This is a genomic window from Nostoc sp. UIC 10607 (assembly GCF_047228265.1).
Taxonomy (GTDB): domain Bacteria; phylum Cyanobacteriota; class Cyanobacteriia; order Cyanobacteriales; family Nostocaceae; genus Nostoc; species Nostoc foliaceum_A.
In genome coordinates, this window is sequence record NZ_JBIQNW010000216.1 from 1 (window position 1) to 876 (window position 876).

At 46.7% G+C, this 876-nt stretch carries 1 protein-coding gene; it reads right to left on the reverse strand.

Translation table 11 applies throughout. The annotated features are described in order from the left end of the window. Positions 1 to 861: transposase (locus ACEYW6_RS36475; protein ID WP_412983650.1), on the reverse strand; the 861-nt coding region annotated here is incomplete at its 3' end. Positions 862 to 876: the final 15 nt, after the last annotated feature.

The following is an 876-nucleotide window of genomic DNA, read 5'->3' on the forward strand; positions in this document are numbered from 1 at the left end:
TGAATAATGAGCATCTAAATCATAGGGTGAACTAATCATTAATGTAGCTGGCGGTATTCCTTGCTCGGTTCGCCAATAAATCTCGTTATTACATACATAGTATTGCTGTACCCATACTCGTCGTAGTGTTTCGACTGCTGGAACCTGTTGTAACCATTCTGGACTATGACCATCAAAGATGGCATCGAGCAGTTGTTTTCCATCTTCGCCATACACATGGGCTTGTTCCTCTCGCGCTGCTTTTGAAGTCGGTAGATGATAGTCTTCCATACGCTCGCTATAGCGTTCTATCCATTCTGGCTGGCTTTGAGCTTGTAACCAAGCAGGTGCAACAACGGCCAGCACATTCAATGCAGCCCGCAGCGTTTCTCCAGCACACTCCAGTCGTGTCACTGCCCGAATAGTTGCGACAACATGAGTGGAGTCTGTCCGTTGGCGACCTCTTGCTTGCAGCCAGCCTTGTTGTTGACACCAGCTAAGGAGTTTATCAAACACTAGACTTTCAGCTTGTTGAGCGATCAAGCGAGTGCGAAATTCGCTCAAAACGGTGTGGTCAAACCCCTTATCTGTTAGTTCTAAACACAGGAGGTACTTCCAATCAATTCGGCTTCGGACAGCATCTGCGGCTTGACGATCTGTGAGTCCTTCTATGTACTGCAATATTGTCACCAGAGCTAATCGCATCGGTGATACTCCAGGTTGTCCCTGCTTAGAAAACAATATACTAAAATCTTGGTCACTCACAAAGGAGTCAAGGCGATCTGCCATCGTGATGCAGAGGTTACCTTTCGGAAAAATAGCTTTGGCAACTTTAGCAGTTTCTGCTGGTACAGCATAGCCCGGTTGTGGATTCAGTGACATCGAACGATACCTCTT